The organism is Microcoleus sp. B3-A4 (assembly GCF_036705385.1).
Classification (GTDB): Bacteria; Cyanobacteriota; Cyanobacteriia; order Cyanobacteriales; family Microcoleaceae; genus Microcoleus.
Genome location: NZ_JAUBUI010000012.1, coordinates 1 through 20,799 on the forward strand (window position 1 = coordinate 1; position 20,799 = coordinate 20,799).

The following is a 20,799-nucleotide window of genomic DNA, read 5'->3' on the forward strand; positions in this document are numbered from 1 at the left end:
AGTTCTTCATCCGCCTTTCTAGTGACATAAGTTGGGGCGTTTGCAGGCAGGCTACCTCCCACTTGATATTGATAATCCTTCATAGGTCATTGTTAATTTATAGGTGAAAATCAGAGTATCAAGGAATCAATTTGTACAGCCGTACAGGTTCAGAAATTCCCTTTAACGGTTGCATTCCTAAGTCAATCACATTTAAAGATAAATGGGTTTTAACGACTTGATAAACTATCTCAGAAATACAGATTCCTCCTGGCTCTGCTTTCCCTTCTAAACGAGCCGCTAAATTTACACCAGCCCCTCTGATATCATTATTAAAAGAGAATATTTCCCCCAAGTGAATACCAATGCGATGTTGGAGGACATGACTTGGAGGTAAGGTTGTAGCAGCTTGGGCGAGACTTCGTTGTATTTCTAGTGCACAGGCAACTGCTTTTACGGCACTTTCGGGAAAGCACATTAATAAACCATCGCCCATTTCTTTAAGGACTTTGCCTTGATGTTTAGCGCAGATGCCTCGGATGATATTGAAATCTCGATTCACTAATTCTAGTGTCAGCTTTTGGTTAGCAACTGATAAGGCGGTGGAATTAACTACATCCGAGAAAATAATAGCTGCTAAATTACTCTCTACGGGCAAGCTTGATGAGTTATTAGGTGGTTGGACAGCAGTCATATTCGCTCGGGGAGAGGCTAGGCGATGGCTAAAATATTGACGATACAAACCACACAACGGCATTACAGCATTTCCCTGAAATTTTATCAACCCCATGCTTCGCAATTTAAAAGCCTCTCCGGTATTAATTTCTACAGGTTGTTCGCTGTTAATCACTTGTCTAATTGTTGCTGCTAGTTCTGCATCTGTTTCCAAGTTAACTAAATGCCGTCGTAAATGATCGTAGTAAGGGCCTTCTTCAGTAGGAGCGACTTTTAGCAAGCTATCTAAGGTAATTCTCCCCCTGGCAACTTGGTAGAGAGCAACTCGAACTAAATAAGGATGACCGCCTACCATTTCCATCAGGTCACAAATCTCTTGATTGGACCAATTTAATCGGTGTCGATTCACTAAATCTGTTACCTGTCTCTGAGTGAGTTCAGGTAACTCTATGGGCAATCCCACGTTAAATGGCGACTGATTAATATTGAGAGGGATATAAACTTCTTGAGAGTGAGAAATGACTAACCTCAGCTTTTTCCAAATTTCCTCATTTTTGCCCCGCTCGTGCCAAGCTCGTAATAATCCAAAGAAGTCGGTGGCTATTTCGGAATGCTGAAAAATGCGATCGACTTCATCTAACCCTAAAACAAGAGGCAGATCGCTGTCAGATAATAGATAGCGTTGGAAATACTTGGTGCTTTTATTTTTACTGCCGAGAACGCCTCTCCAATATTCTCCTAACCTGTCTTCTAAATTTAATTCATTGGTAATCTCACCACAAAACCACTGCAATAACTCATCAATATTTGTGAGAAAACTGCCATCAGCCGATTGAAAATTCAAATAAGCAGTTTGATATCCCTGTTCTTTGGCGTGGTATAAAATTCGCTGCACTAAGGAAGTTTTTCCCATTTGCCGCGGGGCTTTGATTCGGATTAAAGCTCCGGGCTTAACAATAGTTTGGTAGGAGTCCGATTCAATAGGAGGCCGGTCAATATATAGGGGTGAATCTAAACTAACAGAACCTTCTGGGTTGTCTAAGTTGGAAATCAAAATGGGAGGTGCGCCGCTCAATAATCGCGCATTTTCCAGCACAGGCGACGACTCCTCAACGATATCGCTAACAGAACCATCGCGCGATCGCTCTGCTGCATCCAACTGAGAAAACTCCGACTTCTTCTTTAATACCGGCGTAAGTTCTTCGGAAATTCCTGCCATGCTGATGCTAACGCAACCCAACTTATAGGCACGTTCGATCGACTCCCCCGCCGCCAACGTATCGTAAAAACCTACAGCAAATTCTCGTGCGGCCTGATCTCCCACCGTTTGCTTCATGCCGATCACATAGGGAATGTGACGTGCGATCGCAGCCGCTTGCACTTCTGAATAGCAAGCGTTGAGTATGACGCACTCCACGTACTCCTTAAACGCCTCAAACAAAGCTGCCAAAGCTTTGGCATTTACCAGCTTAATCTGCCCCATATCATCTTCTAGGGCTAAACCCCCTTCTCCTGCACCATGCCCGGAGAAATGCACAATCTCTGGTTTATAATCTAATATGGCTCGCTGCATTTCTCTGGGTGTCACCGCCCACTGTTGCTCAAGTTGGAACTTGTCGGCCTTTTTAGAGCGTTGCAACCCCTCTGCAATTTCCTTCGCCTCTTTCTGTAAGTCCACAGGGGTGGTATTTTTGGGGTTGGCTGCTAAAAACAGGATAGTTTTTTTATTTCGAGTAGAAATACTCATCAATCGAACCTTCACGCTTAGGAGATACTGGAGCTTAAGGACACTACCCCACTCAGGGCGAGATATTTCTTGCCTTGACGGTATTTAAGCACAAACATCTTTATTTTTGTTGAGCGGTAAACTGGCAGAAACGATCGCCCTGAGTCAAGCATAACCAATCGAAAAGGCGATCGCGACTCTCAACTAATCTTTTTAGCTACGTATTCCACAAGTGCGATCGCCTTCCCCTTTTGCAGTCCTATTTCATAAATATCGAGATTCTTTATAGTTTTATTCTCATGCCCTATCCAGGATTTTTTGATAATTATTATTGCCTAAATTAGTACATAAAATCTTCTATACTTTCGCATTTATTTAATCCACGCACTCAAAAAAAAACGGGTTTTTTATCAAATCTGTGGATAACAAAAATGATTTACTTTAGTTTGCTTAAACAATTATTCAATTCTCCTACCAACCATTCTTTCTCAGCTTGTGGCAAAAACAAGCCAAAACAATAGTTACGCGATTTGGTGCGAATTCGGCAAAAAGTCATCGATATTTTGAGTAATGGCAGATGAATTCCGCTCAACTTTACCCGCTGGATATCTTGAGGACTGATTTGAATTGGTCTAGTAAATAGAGGAGAAGCAATCCTACACAAGCACCTACACAAGAACATCAAAGCATAAAATACGGTAGCTATTATTATAGCTAGCATTGATATAACGAAAAATTGGTTAAATAATTTACTTAGCCAGTCGGCAACAGCGTATTGAGACAAGTTAAATATAAAAAATACCAGAATCAAAGAGAAGGGAAGTAAAAATTTATAACTCAGATGAATGAACTGGAAAAAACACTTGATTTTGCTAGGTGAACGATCGGGGTGTATCTTGATTAATAACCACCGTTTAGCATCAATTAAAGTAATTCGTGATTGGGGCGATCGCTTAAAAATTTTTTCGGGATTAATCCCGCTTGGCTGTTCCCCTCGCAGCGCTGATAAAGCATTTTTTGCTGATTGAAATCGATCTTCAACTTCGGGTTCAACTATCTTCTCTAACCAGTCGGCAAACTCTGGAGAAATAGAGACGCGATCGCGGAATTGTACCTTCAGCTTGTGTCTGGGTAGATCGGATGGAAATTTCTGGGTTAACAAGAAAAGCAGCGTTGTGCCTAATCCATACAAATCTGTTGATAATACAGCTTTTCCTCTGAATTGTTCTGGTGCCATGTAACCGTAGGTTCCGACAACGGTACTGCCTCCTGTAACGGTATGATGGTAAGTATTTTGAACTGCGCCAAAATCAACTAGGAAGACGCGCCCATTTTTTTGGAGAATAATATTTTGGGGTTTAATATCTCGGTGGATAGTAGCAGGTAACAGCGATTGCAGATAAACTATAATTTCTAGCACTTTATCGGCGATATGACGAACTTGCGATTCATTTGGTTTCCAGCCATTTTCTACCAACTGTGCGAGAGATTTTCCCGGTGCGAGTTGTTGGGCGATATAAAAACAACGATCTTGGGAAGTATCAACTTGAAAGTAGTCAATGTAGCGAGGAATTCCCGGATGATTCAATCCCGATAAAGTTTTTGCTTCTCGTTCAAATAACTCGACTTTCTTCCATTCAGTTGTCAGGCGCAGGGATAAAGCTTTGAGTGCAACTTTTTGATTGCTGTTTAAATCTACAGCAGCATAGGTGATCCCAACTCCACCCTGTCCTAGTTTACCGAGAATGCGATATCTTTCAGCAAAAATTTTTTCCGATTGTTGTAGTGTTTCCATATTTTTGTGCCTGGGTTTATTTTGGATAATTAGTTTGTTGCGCCGTGAGATCTAAGTATTTCGGCTGCTGCTTCTCGGTGGGGATTCGAGTCGGTTTCTGCTATCTTTAGCGGCGTATCGCCATAAGAGTTTGTAGCGTCAATTTTTGCACCTTTAGCAATCAGCATTTTTAAGATTTCTACAGTGCCATAATGTGCGGCTTGGTGGAGTGGAGTTGTGCCAGATACATCTATATTATTAACATCTGCACCGTTGTTAATTAGCAGTGCTGCAATATCATTGTGTCCGAGCGCGATCGCTCGATACAATGGAGTTTGACCTTTCACATTTCTAACGTTAACCCTCGCACCTTTAGCAATTAGCAGTTCAACGATATCTAGACAGCCTCGAGTAGTGGCAAGATGCAGGGGAGTTTGAAGCAAGTTATTTTTGGCATTAACGAATGCACCTTTGGCAATGAGTTGTTTGGCTGCATCCTTAAGTTTGAAATCGACAGCGATATGCAGTAAGGTTCTGCCATATTTGTATTCGCTATTAACATCTGGGTGTTTACTAATCATCAACGCTACTGTATCCTCAAGTTGCCTGTCTACTGCGATATCCAGTGGAGTTGTTTTGTTATTATCCTGGATATTAATTTCGGCACCATGCTCTAGCAGCAGTCGATCGATATTCTGCATATTATTGTAACTAGGAAACCTCCTATTTAACACAGCAATATGTAGAGGAGTCTGTCCCTGATTATTTTTAACATTGAGTTTCGCACCCTTAGCAATTAAAAAAGAGACGATTTCTAGGCGATTACGTGGAAGATATGAGTGTTGGCTATCGTATTGAACAGCTAGGTGTAAGGGAGTATTGCCCTCTTTATTTTCAACATTGAGTTTTGCACCATTTTTAATTAAAAAATAGACGATTTCTGGGCGATTATCTCGAACAGCTAGGTGTAACGGAGTATTTCCATATTCGTCCCTAGCGTTGATATCCAGCATTAGCAAAGCAGCAACTTCTTTGGTAGCTGCATAGTGCAGTGGAGTTCTTTTGTAACTATCCCGGACAACAATATTTGCGCCGTCGTTAATTAGCTGTTGTACCAACTCCTTAAAGCCTATTTTTGCTGCGTTATGTAATAAAGTTGTATTCTTGCCATTTCGAGCATTGTCTTCTTTGATGTTAATTTTTGCGCCTGCAGCGAGTAGTATTTGTGCGATCGCCTTTGATTGCGCCGTATGTAGAGGAGTTATGCCATTTTTGTTTTTGGCATTGACATTCGCACCTTTAGCAATCAGCAACTTGGCCATTTCAGGCGATCGCGCAAAGAATAGAGGAGTTGTACCCATACTATTGTCAGGTAAAAACCTTCGCAATTTAGAAGTCCATATAGACCCCGACCTCGACACATCCCAATCAAGATGAGGTGCGCTCTGGGCGTTAATATCTGCACCTTTAGCAATTAGCGTCTGTGCTACTTCTATGCGATCGAATGCAGCAGCAAAGTGTAACGGGGTAAAGCCATATGTATCCTTAGCTTTGACATCTGCACCATTAGCAATTAACAATTCTGCCACCTCTTTTGAGCCAGCAAAGTGTAGTAAATTAAGATTATCTATCCTGGTATTGGCACTAATACCAAGATCCAGATAATGCCTAATAGTTTTAGTATCTCCCTGTCCGACAGCCTGGACAACTGCTTGGGGGGTAAATCCAATCCGGTTGAGGATGGGATATTTAAGGTGATTTAAAACAGCAACAGTAGCAATAGCAGCAATTCCTATTTTAAGGCGTTTTTTCCATTGCGTCTGCTCGGATTTAACGCTAACTATTCGATGATTCCGCAGCAATTCAAGCGCTTCTTTTGCCGAGTTAAAGCGGTTTTCTAAATCTGGCGCGATCGTTTTTCCTAACCAATCGGCAAATGCTGAAGAAATCTGAATTTGAGAGCGAAAATCTTTCTCTAGTATATTTGTTGGTAATTCGGCGGGGGAACGGTGGGTTAGTAAATACAACAAGGTCGCTCCTAAACCATATAAATCTGTTGCAGGTACGGCTTGTCCGAGAAATTGTTCTGGAGCCATATAACCATAGGTTCCAACTACGGTACTTCCTCGCATTAAAGTATTGTTATAAGTGTTTTGCACGGCTCCAAAATCTACCAAGCAGACTTCCCAGTCTTTTTGTTTGTGGGAATTGATGGGCGATTTGAAAACAATATTCTCTGGTTTAATATCCCGGTGGATAACAGGTGGTGTCTGTGAATGGAGATAAACTAAAATCTCCAAAATTTGTGTTGCAATGCGTTGAATTTCGGACTCACTAGCGTGCCAGCCACTTTCGACTAAACTTGCTAGAGATTGCCCTTCTGCCAGTTCTTGTACTATATAAAAACAACGGTTATCGGGAGTATCGACATAAAAATAATCCAAATAACGCGGAATTCCCGGATGATTCACTTTTGATAAAACATTGGCTTCTCGTTCAAATAGTTCCAGGACTTTCCAGTCATTCATCTTCTGTAAAGACAAAGCTTTGAGTGCGACTCGCTGGTGTGTTTTGAGGTCAACGGCTTCATAAGTTGTGCTACTACCGCCTTCTCCAAGAAGATTTTTAATCTGATAGTGGTTGACTAAGTTATGGGGAATTTGTTCAACAATATCCATAGCATTATCCTGGGTTGATGAGTACAAACAAACATTTTATATTTGGGTTTTTAAACCCCAAATTTTGAAAAATTTATGCAATGTAAATTGAGTGTTTGAGTATATTTCAAACAAGTCAATAGAAAAGTCAATGACGGACTCTGTATATTTGCTTAAATTTCAATTACCGTATTTCTATGGATAACTTACCCAGAATTTTGGAGTGTCATATCACCTTTGGCGAAAATTTACGTACGGGATCTCGATCGTAATCGAGCCGATAATCATAGCCGACGCGATCGTAAATGCCTGCAAGCAATTCCGGCAAATTAACAATAGGTTCTACATCTTCTTCGCGCAAAGGAAGTTGTCGGTCTTTTTGAGATGCTAGCCAACGTTCGTAGGCTTCTCTATCGCCACTTTCTCTCTCAGCGCCCTCTGCGTCCTCTGCGGTCAATCAAAAAAAGTAGTGATTTTGGATACAATTCCCGACTCAACAGTCGATCGAACGCCTCAATTTTAGATCGGGATCTAAAATTCACCTAAAGTTCGACGCCCTTTGGCAAAACCCTCCCTAAGATAGAAGTTAGGGGACGATCGGTCTAATAGCCGATTCAGGCGCAAGTGTCAAGCACCTGAAAATCCCAAACTCAGAGCCGCAAGACAGGGAGGTTATCAATATCATGGTACAAGCGCCGACAGGGGAAGCCCGACTGGGCCCGATCGATCAGGTGCAAGCCTTAGACCGAGATTGCACGACTCTCTCCCGTCACGTACTCCAGCAACTCCACAGCTTTTCAGCAGATGCTCAGGATCTGAGTGCCCTGATGAATCGCATCGGGCTGGCGGCCAAGCTGATCGCCAGGCGGCTCAGCAGAGCCGGATTAATGGCAGATGCCTTGGGGTTTACAGGGGCTACGAACGTGCAGGGAGAATCCGTCAAAAAGATGGATATCTATGCCAATGAAGTGTTTATCTCGGTATTCCAGCAAAGCGGACTTGTCTGCCGCTTGGCTTCCGAGGAAATGGAAAAACCCTACTACATTCCCGAAAACTGTCCGATCGGACGCTACAGTCTGCTCTACGACCCCATAGACGGTTCTTCCAATCTTGACATCAATCTCAATGTCGGCTCCATATTCAGCATCCGCAAGCAAGAGGGGGACGATGAAGACGGTTCTGCTTCCGACTTGCTGCAACACGGACACAAACAAATAGCGGCCGGCTACGTACTCTACGGCCCGAGTACCATGCTGGTTTATTCGATCGGTCAGGGTGTTCATTCCTTTACTCTCGATCCCAGTTTGGGCGAGTTTATTCTAGCTAACGAAAACATTAAGGTTCCCGATCGCGGCCCGATTTACAGCGTTAATGAAGGCAACTTCTGGCAGTGGGAGGAATCTTTGAGAGACTACATTCGCTACGTACACCGCAGCGAAGGCTACACCGCCCGGTACGGCGGGGCTTTGGTGGGAGATTTCCACCGGATTTTATTCCAGGGAGGCGTGTTTTTGTACCCGGGAACGGTGAAAAACCCGGAAGGCAAATTGCGTTTGCTCTACGAATCGGCTCCTTTGGCGTTTTTGATGGAGCAAGCCGGCGGGCGCGCCAGTACGGGCATTCAAGACATCTTAGACGTTGTGCCGACCAAACTGCACGAGCGATCGCCCTTGATTATCGGCAGTAAACAAAATGTAGCGATGGTCGAGTCTTTTATTCAAGATCGATCGCGCAATCCTAGAACAGTCCAACAGTGAAGGAAGAAGGAAGAGGGAAGAAGGAAGAAGGAAGAGGGAAGAAGGAAGAGGGTTTTAACTTATAAATTTCCACTCCCAATTACCAATTCCCCATTGCCAATTTTCAATTACCAATTTTCAATTTCCAATTTCCAATTTCCAAGTCCCAATAAACAACTATCAAATTGTAGGAGTTACAGTAATGACAGCAACACCAACGAATCACCTGTTAGAAATCAAAGAAATTGGCCAAAGTATCTGGATGGACAATTTGACTCGCGATCTGATCAAGTCCGGCGAGCTCAAACAGATGATTGAAAGTCGGGGACTGCGCGGGATTACATCTAATCCGGCTATTTTTGAGAAAGCGATCGCGGGTAATGTGATTTACGACGCGGATATCGAAGCGGGCATCCGGGCGGGTAAATCTGTAATGGAGATTTATGAATCTCTGGTATTTGAAGATATCCGTAACGCTTGCGACATCTTCGCCCCAGTTTACGCAGAGTCGAAGGGTTTGGACGGCTACATCAGCATTGAAGTGCCACCGACGATCGCCAACGACACAGAAAGCACGATTAGCGAAGCCATACGCTATTACAAAGCCCTCGGCAAAGAAAACGTGATGATTAAGATTCCGGGAACCGCTCAAGGTTTGCCCGCAGTCGAGCAAGTCATCAGCGAAGGGATTAACGTTAACGTGACTTTACTGTTCTCGGTTGACAGCTACGTCGAAACCTTCTGGGCTTACATTCGCGGTTTGGAAGCGCGGGTGGCTAAAGGTTTGGATGTGAGCAATATTGCTTCTGTTGCCAGTTTCTTCTTGAGCCGGATCGACATCAATATCGATGGCAAGATTGATGAGAAACTCAAAAATGTCACCGATATTTCCACAAAAGCTAAACTGGAAGCAGTGAAGGGGAAAATTGCGATCGCCAATGCGAAGGTAGCTTACCAGAAGTATAAAGAGATCGTAGCGAGCGATCGCTGGCAAGCTTTAGCAGCCAAGGGAGCGAAAGTACAGCGCTTGCTGTGGGCTTCCACCAGCACCAAAAACCCCAACTACAGCGATGTCATGTACGTCGATGAACTAATCGGCCCCGACACCGTTAACACTCTGCCGCCGAACACTGTTGAAGCTTGTTTCGATCACTGCGATGTCGCACCCCGGATTGAGAACAACGTTGAAGAAGCTTACACCCTGATCGAAAGTCTCAAAGATCCCGACATCGACATCAACTTGGACCAAGTGATGACAGACTTGCTCTTGGACGGGATTGATAAATTCGTCACCCCGTTTCAATCCCTGATGGATTCCTTGCAAGAGAAAGTGCAGAAGTTGTCACCCGTCGCCTAGACAGATATCTGTATCCTTGAAGGCAGAAGCATTTAGGAGTCGGAATAGATAATTGTTTGGCTTCTTAAATGCTGAGTTTTAAATCCTCTCTAGGATTTTTGAGATTAATGCCTCTCAGAGTTCCTAGAGAGCAAAATCATCTGCCTCCTCTAGCAGTATGAAGAAGCGATTAACTCTCTCACCCAGAAACTAGCAGAAATGACCGCAAACTATCATGGTGTTTTGGCACGGTTAACAGCACTAGAACAAGGAAAATAAATAATGGTAACGCTACTTGAAAATCCACTGCGGGTCGGTTTGCGAAAAGAACGGGTGCCGGAACCACAAATTCTGGTAATCTTCGGAGCTTCTGGGGATCTCACCCAGCGCAAACTGGTACCTGCAATTTATCAGATGAAGCGCGATCGACGCTTGCCACCGGAAACTACAGTCGTGGGAGTAGCCCGCCGCCCTTGGAGTCACGATTACTTCCGAGAGCAAATGCGCGAAGGCATTGAAGAATTTGGCGGAGGCATTGGCAATGAAGAATTTTGGCAAGAATTCGCTAAAGGTTTGTACTACTGTCCGGGCGACATTGACAACCCCGAAAGCTATCAAAAACTCAAAGATTTCTTAGCGGAACTCGACGAAGAAAGGAGAACTCGCGGCAATCACATATTTTATCTCTCAGTTTCCCCGAACTTTTTCCCAGAAGCAATTAGGCAACTGGGCGAGGCTCAAATGCTGGTAGATCCAGTAAAACACCGCTTGGTAATAGAAAAACCCTTCGGCCGAGACTTGAGCTCGGCAAAAGCTCTCAACCGAGTCGTGCAGAAGGTTTGCCAAGAACAGCAAGTTTACCGGATCGACCACTATTTGGGTAAAGAAACTGTTCAGAATTTAATGGTGTTCCGGTTTGCTAACGCGATTTTTGAACCGCTGTGGAATCGGCAATTTGTCGATCACGTACAAATTACAGTTGCAGAAACAGTAGGCGTAGAAGACCGGGCGGGTTACTACGAATCCTCTGGGGCGTTGCGGGATATGCTGCAAAACCACTTGATGCAGATTTTCTGTCTGACGGCGATGGAACCGCCGAACTCGCTCGACGCTGACAGCATCCGCACCGAAAAGATGAAAGTTCTGCAAGCAACTCGCTTGGCAGATTTGCATAACTTGGAGTTCTCAGCGATTCGGGGTCAATATTCCGCCGGTTGGATGAAGGGCAAACAGGTGCCAGGTTATCACGAAGAACCGGGGGTTGCTCCCAACTCGACAACGCCGACTTTTGTGGCGATGAAGTTTATGATTGACAACTGGCGCTGGCAGGGAGTGCCTTTCTACCTGCGAACCGGCAAGCGGTTGCCGAAAAAAGTTAGCGAAATTGCGATTCAGTTCCGCGAAGTGCCGCTGCTAATTTTTCAGTCCGCAGCCCAACAAACTACTCCTAACGTTTTGACCATGCGCGTGCATCCCAACGAGGGGATTTCGCTGAGGTTTGAGGCGAAAATGCCGGGGCCGGATTTACGGACGCGGACGGTGGATATGGATTTCAGTTACGGTTCTTCTTTTGGGGTGACATCTTCGGATGCTTACGATCGACTGTTAATTGACTGTATGCTGGGCGACCAAACTTTGTTTACCCGTTCTGATGAAGTGGAAGAAGCTTGGCGGGTGGTAACGCCGGCGCTGATGGATTGGGAATCGTCCAACGAACAGGAGTTGGTTCCTAAATACGAAGCGGGTACTTGGGAACCGGCGGAAGCAGAACTGCTAATTAACAGAGACGGTCGCAAGTGGCGCAGACTTTAAGAGTCATGGGTCAGCAGTCATTAGTCAGCAGTCATTAGTTTATTGGTCAAGATTAGTCATTATTGATTAGCTAAGAACCAATGACTAAGAACCAATGACGAATGACTAATGACTAAGAACCAATGACGAATGACTAATAACAAATAAGAAAGGAGAAAAGATTTATGACGATGACACCGATGAAAGCTCCGCCTCTGGTTTCGCTGCAAAATCCTAAAGATGTGTCGCTCGACCAGATAGAGGCCGAATTGAGTAAAATTTGGGAAAGTTACAGAGAATCTGGTTCAAAGGGCGATTCTCCGATCGCTAGTAGGGCAACAACTTTTACTTTTGTAGTCTACGAACCCGAAGAAACTCAGCGTTTATTAGCGGATCTGGGGTTTTACGACGGGCCGGTGGACGGTATTACCGGGCCGATGACGGCATCTAGCATCAGGGCGGCTCAAAAAGCTTACGGGCTGCCGAGAACTGGCAAACCTAATGCTGAATTGCTGGCGATTTTGCGGGAAGAAGTGGCTCGCAAAAATTCAAATGGCGAGGAGATGGGATCGAGTGGTTTGGGTTCCGGGGGCTCGGGGGTGGCTGACGCGATCGTGGCTGCCAATCCCTGCCGGATTATTGCTCTGTGCCCGACGGCGGGGGAAGATACAGGCGTGCAGGCTCAAGTGGCTGCTTATTGTCCGGTTCACAAGCGCACCACCGGCAATCTGATCTGCTGCGAGTACATTACCCTACGGGGTACGGAAGCTGCTCTGGAACGGGTGAGCGGCATCGTGACGGCGTTGACGATCCCGGATTTGCCGACCCTGCTGTGGTGGAAGGCGAATCCTGATGCCGATCGAGGTTTGTTCCAGCGGCTGGCAGCAACTAGCAGTTCTGTGATTGTTGACTCTAGCAGCTTTGCCGAGTCTGAATCTGAATTGCTGTTGATGCAAAGTCTGATCGAGGAGGGAATTCCGATTGCGGATCTCAATTGGCGACGGTTGGCCGCGTGGCAAGAGTTGGCTGCTGAGGCTTTTGACGCCCCGGAACGTCGCGCTGCGATTCGGGAAATCGATCGGGTGACGATCGATTACGAACACGGCAATTCTACTCAAGCGCTAATGTATTTGGGCTGGCTGGCGAGCCGACTTCAGTGGCGTCCTGTTGCTTTTAAGCAGGAGGAGGGCGATTACCACATCAAGCGAATTACATTCGAGGGTCCCGACGAACGGGTTGTGGAAGCCGAGTTGGCTGGTATTCCTACTGCTGATACGGGCGATATCCCGGGCGATTTGATTGCTCTGCGTTTGAACTCTACGAACGAAAAGGCTGACTGCGGTACAGTTCTATGTTCGGAAGTGGGTGGCTGTATGCGGATGGAAACGAAGGGTGGCGCTCAAACCGATCGGTTTAACCAGGTGAGTCCTCTGTTCGATCAGGTGACGGAACACTTGCTGGGCCAGCACTTGCAGAGTTGGGGCCGAGATGTGCTTTACGAAGAAAGTTTGGCAGTGACGGCTCAAATGCTGAAGTTGGCTAAGCGGTAAAGAGAAGGAAGAAGGAAGAAGGAAGAGGGAAGAAGGAAGAAGGATTGAGTTAATATTCAGTGGGGCAGGCAATGTCTGCCCTACTTTTTTAGGAGTTATGAATTTTAAGTTATGAGTTTTGAATTAATAATGTTCTTTGACTCAAAACTATAAATTACTTCTAAAAAGCAACGAAATTACCTATATTATTCTCATTCTTCCTTCGCGCCCTTCGCGTCTTTGCGGTTCGTTAAATTGGTATTATTGGAGAAGTTCAAGACCAATACTCATAATTTTATCACCTGTCTGATTTCTGTATTTTTTGTAACTAATCTAGAACTATGGCTTTAGTAATTGCTGGCGAACGCAGCGGTGCGGGAAAGACTACTGTAACGATCGCCCTTTTAGCTTTTTTAATCCGTCGCGGCTTGAATGTTCAATCGTTTAAGGTTGGTCCCGATTATATCGATCCGATGTTTCATGCTTTTGTTACTGGTCGCCCCTGTCGGAATTTAGACCCGGTATTAACGTCTGAATCTTATGTAAAAAAGTGTTTTTCTCGTCATATCCAAGATGTCGATTATGCCTTAGTTGAAGGCGTAATGGGGCTATTTGATGGTGTTTCTCGGAAGAAAGAAGAAGAAAGTTCGGCAACGGATTTCGTAACGGATGTAACGGATGTAACCGATAGAAGTTCGGCAACGATTGTACGAGATGTAAAGGATTTAACGGATTTAACAAATTTAAGGAAGCCAGAAGGAAAACAACACTATTCTATTTCCTTTGCTTCTACGGCTCATGTTGCTTATTTGCTGAATTTGCCGATATTGTTTGTGATAGATTGCAGCAGGCTCTCTGGTTCTGTGGCTGCGATCGCCCACGGTTTTCGTTCTTTTAACCCTGACCTTAAATTCGCTGGTTTGGTGCTGAATCGGGTGGCGAGCGATCGACATTTGGAGTTGCTTCAAGATGCTCTCAAACCGCTCAATTTACCTATTTTGGGCGTTTTGCGTAGGGATGAGGCTGTTACTATTCCCGATCGACATTTGGGTTTGATTCCTGCTGAGGAGTTGCCGAATCTTCATGCTGCGATCGATAAGTTGGCTGATTTGGCTGCTGTTAGTTTTGACTGGGAGCAACTTTTGCCTTTGTTGGCTGCAACTCGAAATGAGGGGGCTGAGGGGTCTGAGCAACTTTTTGGTAGACACAATCTCCCTTCGGGAATTGTAGTTAAAAAAGATGATGTTGTCAACAGTTTGGGGAAACAATTTGGAGTGAGGATTGCAGTTGCGCGCGATCGGGCTTTTAATTTTTACTATCAGGACAATCTTGATTTGTTGGAAGAGTTGGGTGCGGATTTGGTATTTTGGAGTCCGCTTGATGATGCTGTTTTTCCTGACAATGTGCAAGGGTTGTATTTTGGTGGTGGTTTTCCCGAAGTGTTTGCTCAAAATTTGAGCGGTAATGTTTTAATTCGGGATGCGGTAAGAAGTGCGATTTTTTCGGGAATGCCGACTTATGCGGAGTGTGGCGGTTTGATGTATTTGTGCGATTCTATTGTAGACTTCGATGGCAATTCTTGGGCAGGGGTGGGAGTGTTGGAAACTGCTGCTGCGATGGGAAAGCGTTTGACGCTGGGATACCGAGAAGCTGTGGCGGTGAGGGATAGTTCGGTGTTAACTGCTTTTGATGAAGTTTGGGGACATGAGTTTCATCGATCGCATTTAACTGTGGAACCGAGTAATCCAGTTTATCACAGTTGGAGGTATGGGAAGCGGGGGGAAGTTGAGGCGGTTGCTGAAGGTTGGGGAGTTTGTCAGGTGCACGCTTCTTACTTGCATTTGCATTGGGGTGCTCGCCCTGATATTCCGGCTCGTTTTTTGCAGCAGTGTGCTGATTTTGATTGTAAGGGTGTTTTGGGCGATCGATCTCAAGTAATATCTTTTTAACGAACCGCGAAGACGCGAAGGACACGAAGGAAGAGAATGAAGAGGATGCAGAAGATAGGTAATGTCTGTAGCGCTTTGGCAGTAAATCAATTCAGTTTTTTGGGATGTCGAAAAGCCTATTCCTGGCTGCACTCAAGGTATAAATCCAGTGGTCTTACTATTTATATTAGAATATTTATGACGGAGAAAGTTAGGGGTGTTGGCATTTATGAGCGAATCAATTTCAACTAAGCAGTTGTCCGCACAATGGGTAACACCGGAGAATTTTCGGAGTTACGGTCAAGTTATCTTTGCGGCTGTTGATGGCAAGTCTTTCGATGCTGAGGATGCTCAGTTAAACTTGCAAAATGGCATTCCTAGATTTTACATTATGCGGCTGCACGAGAAAGGTCGCAAGTTTGGCAAAATTACACGACACGTTCAATGTACTCAGTGTTTGGGTTCTTTGGAAGGGAAGGAGTGGTTGATGGCGGTTGCGCCTCCTGGGGATAGCTATAAACCGAGTTTAGAGGATATGGCTGCTTTTCGGATTCCGGGCAATTGTTTTATTAAGTTAGATGTGGGGACTTGGCACGCTGGGCCGTATTTTGATGCGGATTTTGTTGATTTTTACAATCTGGAATTGAGCAATACTAATGTGGTTGACCATTTTACCTTTGATTTTGTGAAAAATCACAATCTGGAGTTTGAGATTGTCTGATGTTGGCGATTTGTAGTTGCGCTTTCTTTTTGGTAATTATTGTTATAGGTGGGTTTTTTGAGTAAGATTTTTTAACCGCAGAGGGCGCAGAGGACGCAGAGGAGGAGAAGGAGGGGGTTCGCAAGTGATTGGGGAATTCTTTTGGCCTCACTAGGCTGAATCGCAACGCCGGAAAGATAAAGTTTGCAAGTATTAAAATATGTGCAATTGTCATGCCTGAGCAAAAGTATAGCATTGTTCTGCGCGAATGTCGTTTGTTAGGTGCGGGCGATCGCCCAACGGTAGATATTGCTATTGATAATGAGCAAATAGTCGCCGTTTCGCCGCACATCTCAGAACTTGGGGAACGCGAAATCGACATTCAAGGCAAATTAGTTAGTCCTCCTTTTGTGGAGTCGCACATTCATCTCGATTCGGCTTTGACTGCGGGGGAACCGCGATGGAATCAAAGCGGCACTTTGTTCGAGGGAATTCAAATCTGGGGGGAACGCAAGCAAAGTTTAACTCTGGAAGATGTCAAAAAACGGGCTATTGAAACTTTAAGGCTGCAAGCGTCTCAAGGGATTTTGTTTGTCAGGAGTCACGCTGATGTTAGCGAACCGACGCTGACTGCTTTGCAAGGACTTTTGGAAGTTCGAGAACAAGTCAAAGATTGGATGACTCTGCAAGTTGTGGCTTTTCCCCAAGACGGGATTTACGGAAGTTCAGAAAATGACAAACTTTTAGAAAAATCTCTCGATATGGGTGCGGATGCTGTCGGCGGGATTCCGCATTATGAGTTGACGCGGGAAGATGGGGTGAAGTCGGTTGAGCGAATTTTTGAACTTGCTGAAAAATACAATAGATTAATAGATGTTCACTGCGATGAAATCGATGATGAACAGTCGAGATTTTTGGAGGTGGTAGCAGCTTGTGCGATTAGAAGCGGGGCTGGTTCGCGGGTGACTGCAAGCCACACGACGGCTTTCGGTTCTTACAACAATGCTTATGCTTTTAAGCTGATGGGAAGTTTGGCAAAATCTGGAATTAATTTCATCGCCAATCCTTTAATTAATATCACCCTGCAAGGCCGCGCTGATACTTATCCCAAACGCCGTGGGGTGACGCGAGTTAAGGAGTTGTGGCAGCAGGGATTGAATGTGAGTTTTGGCCACGACTGCGTGCAAGATCCTTGGTATAGTTTAGGTACGGGAAATATGTTGGATGTCGCTCATATGGCGGTTCATGTTTGTCAGATGACGGGAATGGCTGAGATTGCAGCTTGTTTTAATATGGTCACTGTCAACGGTGCTAAAACTCTCAATCTGGGAGATGATAATTATGGGATAGATGCGGGGAAACCTGCAAATTTGATTGTCTTGGATGCTGAGGATTGTTATGATGCAATTAGGAGGCGCGCTGCGGTTCGGTATGTGATTTCGCGCGGAAAGTTGCTGGCGGAAACTGAACCGGCTAAAATTAGTTTTTATCCTGTTTGACAAACAATATTTGAAGCTGTTAAATTGTGAATCAAGGTGCTATTCCCGATGAGAGTCCCAGAAATTTACCAGAGCAATTGCTCCTGCAAGATGCTAAGGCTGGTAATTGCATAGTAATTCATTGCGGTACAGATAGATTGTTGGGGGATGCACCGAGACTTATTGCTGTTTATGGCGGGAATTCTGAAGATTGGGATAAAATGACAAGTATTGAGGCTTTTGAAATTAATGGAGCTTTTGTACAAGTCCATTGGTTTCGGAACAGTCAGACTCTTCAAGATGTGGAGTTTAAGTTCAAGCGACAGTATCCCAAAACAGCCCCTAAAAATCTGTAGGTAATCAAGTTATGAAAATTCGTTGTATTGCTAATACGGGTGAATCTCTGCCTGAAACATATATAGATGCGCCACGCGGTTATACTAGAAAAGTTGAGTTGCCACTAACTATAGGCAAGGAATATGTTGTTTATGCTATCCGAGAATGGAAAGGCACTATTTGGTACTACATCTGTAATGATAATTACAGCTATTATCCTATCCATAATCCGGCACCGCTATTTGAAGTGGTTGACAGTAGGGTTTCTAAGTATTGGCGGTTTGAACTTTCGCCCAATGGTTTGTTAATGATAGCGTTTGAGCAGTGGTTTACTGACCCTTATTTTTATGATAAGCTGACGGATCAGGAAGAGGCGGAGGTTGAGATTTTTGAGAAGGTTAAGGAATTAATGGATGCTGAGGATTTTGATTTGCCTTCGCTGGATGTTGCGGTTGAGAATTTGCGGGAAACTGTCAGTGTTTGAGTTGGCAAAGTGCGAGAGTCAATTTATTTGGTTAACCAGCTTGACTAAGATAGCGGGAAATGGTATCAAATATGAAGCATCAGAATATTGTGAAAAAAATGGACGAAAAAATTGAAATCAATAGAAGCTATGAGACACTAGACGGCGAAGATGATGTTTTGTTATTGGGTAAAGCTACTTTTACAGTGGGCAGGTTTAAAGAGCTAGCCGCCAGCAAGTTGAGCGAGATACTTGGGATTTATGTTGTAAAAAATGATCGCTCTCGCGAGGGTATAATAATAAGCTGGATGAACGAGCTGCGGATTAACGAAGAAACAATAATTAGTGGAGGGGATATAAACTGGAACTCGCCTCAAGAAGGAATCGATTGTCAAGTCCTCAAAATTGGTTCTAAGGGTTGGCAAACAGGAAAGCTTCAGATCGAAATCAACAAAAATATTAAGTCGGGGAAAACGCAGACATCTATAAAGTTTTGTCCTGAGGAACCACTAGAGCAAAAATCGCCTTTAGATGATATCAGACAATCCGAGGAATACAAAAAACTGAGCAATAATAACTGATTGCCCGATCGCGATTACAATACAATAATCGATCGCACTTATATCTGAACCTGAGATTTTAAACCGCAGATGGGGGCGGATGTACGCGGATGAACGCTGATGTTTTTTTGGGAGGGACTGATGGTAAATGTAGAAGAATATGTCGATCGCACTGCTGAACTGATAAACTTACCGTTAGACCCGGAACATCGGCCCGGTGTTGTGGTAAACTTCGAGAGAATAGCTGCGATCGCCCGACTCGTTACTGAATTCCCTTTACCCCCAGAAGTAGAAGTCGCGCCGGTGTTTGAACCTTAGATTTTTAACCGCAGATGAGGGCAGATGAACGCAGATGAACGCAGATGTTTTTTAGATAAGGCGGATGCGGTTGCTACGGCAGCGGCTGTTAAATGTGGTAAAGTTACGGCTACAGAGGCGATAAATGCTGCTTTGGAACGGATTGCTGTTAAGGATAAAGCTTTTAATTGCTTTACTGCAATCACTGCATCCAGCGCACTCGCAGCAGCCGAAAATATAGATAATTCGATCGCAAATAACCAAAACCCAGGCCCTTTAGCAGGCGTTCCCTTCGCAGTCAAAAACCTGTTCGATATCGGCGGAATTACTACTCTAGCAGGGTCAAAAATCAACGCTGACAATCCTCCGGCTACCCAGGACGCGGCCGTGGTCGCCCGACTCAGACAAGCCGGTGCAATCCTCGTAGGTACTCTCAACATGGATGAGTACGCCTACGGTTTCGTCACGGAAAACAGCCACTACGGCCCGACTCGCAATCCCCGCGATACTGCGCGCATCGCTGGCGGTTCCAGCGGCGGTTCCGCAGCAGCAGTCGCCGCCGGTTTTGTACCCGTCACTCTCGGTTCTGATACTAATGGTTCTATCCGCGTACCGGCTGCTTTGTGCGGTGTCTTTGGGTTTAAGCCTACTTACGGCCGTTTGTCCAGGGCTGGCGCTTTTTTATTTTCGGGTAGTTTGGATTGTGTGGGGCCGTTTGGGCGATCGATCAGAGATATGGCGCTGCTGTACGATATCCTGCAAGGCCCTGATTCTCGTGACCCAGTTTGCACTCAACGCCCGCCAGAACTTTGTTCGCCGCAGTTAAATCAAGGTATCGAAGGATTGCGAATTGCTGTTGCTGAGGGGTATTTCGCCACAGGGGCCGAACCGGAAGCAATGGATGCTGTAGAAATAGTTGCTAAAGCCTTGACAAATGTCTTAAATTGTGGTATTAGCACAGAAAAAACAACAAACCCCCCAAAAAGAGGGGGGCTTGCGACTGTCAGCATACCGGAATCCGATCGCGCCAGGGCTGCTGCATTTATCATTACCGCCTGCGAGGGCGGAAACTTGCATTTAGACAATTTACGATCGCGCCCTCAAGACTTCGATCCTGCCACGCGCGATCGCTTTTTAGCGGGAACCCTGATCCCTGCGACTTGGTACTTGCAAGCCCAGAGATTCAGAGAGTGGTACCGCGATCGAATTCGCGAAATATTCCAACACACAGACATCATCCTCGCACCCGCAACCCCGATAGCTGCCCCTGAAATTGGCGTCGAGAAAATGGTAATAGCCGGACAAGAAATCTTAGTGCGTCCCAATCTCGGACTGTTCACCCAACCCCTATCATTTATTGGCTTGCCCGTTCTTTGCGTGCCCGTACAGCGGCCCGGCGCTTTGCCCTTGGGGGTACAAATTATTGGTGCTCCCTACAGCGAAGCGGTGATTCTCCGAGTCGCTGCGGTACTTGAATCGCAAGGCCTTGTATCTGCCGAATCAATTGACCCCTAATTCTAGGGTTTGTTGTTGCGGTGAAAGCGTCTCTTAGTCCTTCTGGCAATAGCTTTGCGCTTCTGCTTTTCCAACGGGGTTTCAAAGTGGCGGTGCTTTCTCATGTCGGGGAAAATACCCGCTTTGGAAACTTGTCGCTTAAACCGTCGTAGGGCTGACTCAATCCCTTCATTTTCGCCTATTACAACTTGGGTCATTATTTCTCCTTTTGTTCGTTAGATCAAGTTTTATCATATCAAGGTTTTTGGCCGCGCGACCTCTTGAAGGTCGGGCGATCGGCCAAAACCTCAAAATTATAGCAAATCCGCGACCATTACCG

The 20,799-nt window shown here is 45.1% G+C and carries 17 protein-coding genes; 12 read left to right on the forward strand and 5 right to left on the reverse strand.

Annotation, left to right across the window (positions count from 1 at the left end; all coding sequences use genetic code 11):
* Nucleotides 1-118: 118 nt before the first annotated feature.
* The 4 genes from QUB33_RS08045 to QUB33_RS08060 form a co-directional block, all read right to left on the reverse strand.
* A complete protein-coding gene (locus QUB33_RS08045) occupies nucleotides 119-2,401 on the reverse strand; it encodes an AAA-like domain-containing protein (RefSeq protein WP_333349244.1) in 2,283 nt (760 codons plus the stop codon).
* A gap of 415 nt (nucleotides 2,402-2,816) precedes the next feature.
* A complete protein-coding gene (locus QUB33_RS08050; protein ID WP_333349245.1) occupies nucleotides 2,817-4,175 on the reverse strand; it encodes a serine/threonine-protein kinase in 1,359 nt (452 codons plus the stop codon).
* A 29-nt stretch (nucleotides 4,176-4,204) separates the two neighbouring features.
* On the reverse strand, nucleotides 4,205-6,832 hold the full coding sequence (locus QUB33_RS08055) for an ankyrin repeat domain-containing protein (RefSeq protein ID WP_333349247.1): 2,628 nt from the start codon (nucleotides 6,830-6,832) through the stop codon (nucleotides 4,205-4,207).
* Nucleotides 6,833-7,037: 205 nt separating this feature from the next.
* The gene (locus tag QUB33_RS08060) at nucleotides 7,038-7,268 is read right to left on the reverse strand and encodes a DUF4058 family protein (RefSeq protein WP_333349250.1); all 231 of its coding nucleotides are present in this window, start codon (nucleotides 7,266-7,268) and stop codon (nucleotides 7,038-7,040) included.
* Between the two features lie 226 nt (nucleotides 7,269-7,494).
* On the opposite strand from QUB33_RS08060, the gene fbp reads away from it, so the two are divergent.
* From fbp to QUB33_RS08120, 12 genes are all read left to right on the forward strand, one after another.
* A complete protein-coding gene (gene fbp, locus QUB33_RS08065) occupies nucleotides 7,495-8,568 on the forward strand; it encodes a class 1 fructose-bisphosphatase (protein ID WP_333349252.1) in 1,074 nt (357 codons plus the stop codon).
* 181 nt (nucleotides 8,569-8,749) lie between these two features.
* Entirely contained in the window at nucleotides 8,750-9,904 is a 1,155-nt protein-coding gene (gene tal / locus QUB33_RS08070; protein ID WP_333349254.1) for a transaldolase, read from the forward strand.
* A 261-nt stretch (nucleotides 9,905-10,165) separates the two neighbouring features.
* Complete coding sequence (gene zwf / locus QUB33_RS08075; protein WP_333349255.1) at nucleotides 10,166-11,695, forward strand: glucose-6-phosphate dehydrogenase; 1,530 nt, start codon at nucleotides 10,166-10,168, stop codon at nucleotides 11,693-11,695.
* A gap of 164 nt (nucleotides 11,696-11,859) precedes the next feature.
* Entirely contained in the window at nucleotides 11,860-13,224 is a 1,365-nt protein-coding gene (opcA, locus tag QUB33_RS08080; RefSeq protein ID WP_333349257.1) for a glucose-6-phosphate dehydrogenase assembly protein OpcA, read from the forward strand.
* 320 nt (nucleotides 13,225-13,544) lie between these two features.
* Nucleotides 13,545-15,152: a cobyrinate a,c-diamide synthase gene (locus tag QUB33_RS08085; RefSeq protein ID WP_333349259.1), complete on the forward strand. Its 1,608-nt coding sequence runs from the start codon at nucleotides 13,545-13,547 to the stop codon at nucleotides 15,150-15,152.
* Nucleotides 15,153-15,360: 208 nt separating this feature from the next.
* Nucleotides 15,361-15,852, forward strand: a complete 492-nt coding sequence (locus QUB33_RS08090; protein WP_333349261.1) for an ureidoglycolate lyase — start codon at nucleotides 15,361-15,363, stop codon at nucleotides 15,850-15,852.
* Nucleotides 15,853-16,064: 212 nt separating this feature from the next.
* Nucleotides 16,065-17,330 (forward strand): cytosine deaminase, encoded by a 1,266-nt coding sequence (codA, locus tag QUB33_RS08095; protein ID WP_333349263.1) that lies wholly within the window; start codon nucleotides 16,065-16,067, stop codon nucleotides 17,328-17,330.
* A 26-nt stretch (nucleotides 17,331-17,356) separates the two neighbouring features.
* A complete protein-coding gene (locus QUB33_RS08100; protein WP_333349265.1) occupies nucleotides 17,357-17,665 on the forward strand; it encodes a hypothetical protein in 309 nt (102 codons plus the stop codon).
* A gap of 11 nt (nucleotides 17,666-17,676) precedes the next feature.
* Nucleotides 17,677-18,129, forward strand: a complete 453-nt coding sequence (locus tag QUB33_RS08105) for a hypothetical protein (RefSeq protein ID WP_333349267.1) — start codon at nucleotides 17,677-17,679, stop codon at nucleotides 18,127-18,129.
* A gap of 59 nt (nucleotides 18,130-18,188) precedes the next feature.
* Complete coding sequence (locus QUB33_RS08110) at nucleotides 18,189-18,689, forward strand: KGK domain-containing protein (RefSeq protein WP_333349269.1); 501 nt, start codon at nucleotides 18,189-18,191, stop codon at nucleotides 18,687-18,689.
* Between the two features lie 120 nt (nucleotides 18,690-18,809).
* Nucleotides 18,810-18,986: a DUF4089 domain-containing protein gene (locus QUB33_RS08115; RefSeq protein ID WP_015176516.1), complete on the forward strand. Its 177-nt coding sequence runs from the start codon at nucleotides 18,810-18,812 to the stop codon at nucleotides 18,984-18,986.
* 24 nt (nucleotides 18,987-19,010) lie between these two features.
* Nucleotides 19,011-20,480 (forward strand): AtzE family amidohydrolase, encoded by a 1,470-nt coding sequence (locus tag QUB33_RS08120; protein WP_333349271.1) that lies wholly within the window; start codon nucleotides 19,011-19,013, stop codon nucleotides 20,478-20,480.
* 2 nt (nucleotides 20,481-20,482) lie between these two features.
* Here QUB33_RS08120 and rpsU read toward each other — a convergent pair whose 3' ends face one another.
* Nucleotides 20,483-20,677, reverse strand: a complete 195-nt coding sequence (gene rpsU / locus QUB33_RS08125; RefSeq protein WP_006632476.1) for a 30S ribosomal protein S21 — start codon at nucleotides 20,675-20,677, stop codon at nucleotides 20,483-20,485.
* Nucleotides 20,678-20,799: the final 122 nt, after the last annotated feature.